The sequence below is a fragment of the uncultured Agitococcus sp. genome (assembly GCF_937920075.1).
GTDB lineage: Bacteria > Pseudomonadota > Gammaproteobacteria > Pseudomonadales > Moraxellaceae > Agitococcus.
The window spans coordinates 1-3,018 of sequence record NZ_CALETI010000339.1 but is presented as its reverse complement, the minus strand read 5'-3'; the positions used below and the strand labels follow the sequence as shown (position 1 = coordinate 3,018).

Here is a 3,018-nt window from a genome sequence, read left to right as displayed (position 1 = left end):
GGAGTTCAGACGTGTGCTCTTCCGATCTCTGCTTTACTTCTAATTTATCGACTTGTGTTTCTCTAAACTTTGCTTGTAGCATCTTATCTAAAGTATAATAATCCAAATAGACAGGCCCAATAGTAGCCCCTACCTTCAATAAGAAAGCAAAAAAACTAACCCCAAAAACCACCGACCAATATGACAACCCCTGTTGATACTTACGCATACTCATACCCTCTTAATCTTATTATTTAATACTACTGTTCCGATGAAAGCTTGGCAGATTAAAACCAGGCTCTTTATGTGTCCAAATATAAACCGCTTTACCAACAATTAATTTTTCTGGTACAAATCCCCAAAAACGACTGTCATTACTATTATCACGATTGTCGCCCATCATAAAATAATGGCCTTCTGGCACAGTATATCCCCACTCTTTACCAGCAGGATATCGACCTACCTCTTGACGAATAGTATGTTTAGTACCACTCAGATTTTCTTCAAAATATTGTTGCCACGGCTCAACTTCTGGCTCTTGCGAGAGTAGTTTACGCTCAATCGCCTCACCATTAATATACAGTGTGTCGTTTGCAAAGTTCACTTTATCGCCTGGTAAGCCAACTACACGCTTAATAAAGTTCATACTGGGCTTAGGTGGGTACTTAAATACCATAACATCACCACGTTTTGGCTTAGCAATAGGCATAATTTCTGTGCCTAACACAGGTAAACGTAAACCATATTCATATTTATTCACTAAAATATAGTCACCAACCTCTAGTGTAGGCAGCATAGACCCCGATGGAATGGTAAATGGCTCAAATAAAAATGAGCGTAGTACCCAAACGACAGCTAATACAGGAAAAAATGAATACGCATATTCAATAATAATATGCTCTTTAGCAGGCTGTTTTGAGTTAGCTGTATTGACCACTGCTTGATGTTGTTTAAAAAACAATTTATCTACTAAACAAATTAAGCCTGCAATCAAGGTAATAACTGTCAGAATCAGCGCAAAATCAAAATCCATTATCTATCTACCTTTAATACAGCTAAGAAAGCTTCTTGTGGAATTTCTACACTACCCACTTGTTTCATGCGGCGCTTACCCTCTTTTTGTTTTTCGAGGAGTTTCTTTTTACGCGATACGTCACCACCATAACATTTAGCCAATACGTTTTTACGCATTGCTTTTACCGTGGAGCGCGCAATAATTTGGCTACCAATTGCCGCTTGAATGGCAACATCAAACATTTGGCGTGGAATTAAATCTTTCATTTTATCAACTAACGATAAACCACGATGACGAGCATCATTGGCATGACAAATCATTGCCAAAGCGTCCACTTTCTCACCATTAATCAACACATCGACTTTTACCAATTTAGCGGTTTCAAAACGATTAAAACCATACTCTAAAGAGGCAAAACCACGAGAGGTTGATTTAAGTTTATCAAAGAAATCTAACACCACTTCGGCCATCGGAATGTCGTAGCTCAACGCCACTTGATTACCCAAGAATTTCATATCTTTTTGCACGCCACGACGTTCGGTCGATAGGGTCATGACATTACCCACATATTCTTGTGGCACTAAAATATGTACTTCGGCAATTGGTTCACGTAACTCTTCAATAATTGAGCCTTCAGGTAATTTTGAAGGGTTATCGACATAAACAATATCACCATTTTTCTTTTTGGCTTCGTAAATAACGGTCGGTGCAGAGGTAATTAAGTCTAAATTGTATTCACGCTCTAAACGCTCTTGAACGATTTCCATGTGCAACATGCCCAAGAAACCACAACGGAAACCAAAACCTAAAGCATCTGAAGATTCTGGCTCAAAAAATAAGGCCGAATCATTGAGTTTTAACTTTTGTAAGGCTTCACGGAATGCTTCAAAGTCGCTGGAGTCTACAGGAAACACGCCAGCATAAACTTGCGGTTTAACGGTTTTAAAACCTGGTAAAATTTCTACATCTGGCGTAGCGTGATGAGTAATGGTATCACCAACAGGCGCGCCAAAAATATCCTTAATACCTGCAATCACAAAGCCTACTTCACCAGCTTCAAGGCTACCTGTTTCAGTATGCTTAGGATTAAAAACACCGACACTGGTCACATAATGTGATTGGCCAGTACTTTTTACTAACATACGATCGCCTTTTTTAATTCGGCCATGACGTACACGAACTAAAGAAACCACACCTAAATAGTTATCAAACCAAGAATCAATAATTAAGGCCTGTAAAGGTGCATCTCGGTCGCCTTGTGGAGATGGAATCTTAACAATTAACTCTTCTAATAAATCGGGCACACCCAAACCTGTTTTGGCACTGACACGACAAGCTTCACTGGCATCAATACCAATAATCTCTTCAATCTCGTGTTGTACACGTTCTGGCTCAACCTGTGGCAAATCAATTTTGTTTAATACAGGCAATACTTCTAAGCCTTGTTCAATCGCGGTATAACAGTTAGCCACAGACTGTGCTTCGACGCCTTGCGCCGCATCAACAACCAGCAAAGCCCCCTCACAAGCCGCTAAAGAACGGCTGACTTCATAAGAAAAGTCAACGTGACCTGGTGTATCAATAAAATTCAGTTGGTAACGATTGCCATCTTTAGCAGTGTGATACAAGGTCACCGAATGTGCCTTAATGGTAATACCACGCTCACGCTCTAAATCCATCGAATCCAAAACTTGTGCTTGCATCTCACGGTCTTCTAAACCACCGCACAGTTGAATAAAGCGGTCTGCTAAGGTCGATTTACCGTGGTCAATATGGGCGATAATAGAGAAGTTACGAATATGCTTAATGTCAGTCACAGGGATTTACCAATAGGGCGAAAAAAAAGTTGCGGCATTGTAGCAAAAAATAAGGGCGAACACATTAGAGCTGTTGATTGTTTAATTAGTCCTCAACCAAGCCCTCTCCTTGTGGGAGAGAGCTAGTGTGAAGGTAAAAATTACTTTTTACTGTCTTTTTTATCAGTACTTTCGATACGTAAAGCCAAAATACGTGGCTGGCCTGCA

General features: G+C 40.0%; 2 protein-coding genes. Both read right to left on the bottom strand.

Annotated elements, in window-relative coordinates; all coding sequences use genetic code 11:
• Window positions 1–229: 229 nt before the first annotated feature.
• Window positions 230–1,012: a signal peptidase I gene (gene lepB, locus Q0212_RS11810; RefSeq protein WP_297925736.1), complete on the bottom strand. Its 783-nt coding sequence runs from the start codon at window positions 1,010–1,012 to the stop codon at window positions 230–232.
• Complete coding sequence (lepA, locus tag Q0212_RS11805; protein WP_297925734.1) at window positions 1,012–2,811, bottom strand: translation elongation factor 4; 1,800 nt, start codon at window positions 2,809–2,811, stop codon at window positions 1,012–1,014. The genes lepB and lepA overlap by 1 nt, the downstream gene beginning before the upstream one ends.
• Window positions 2,812–3,018: the final 207 nt, after the last annotated feature.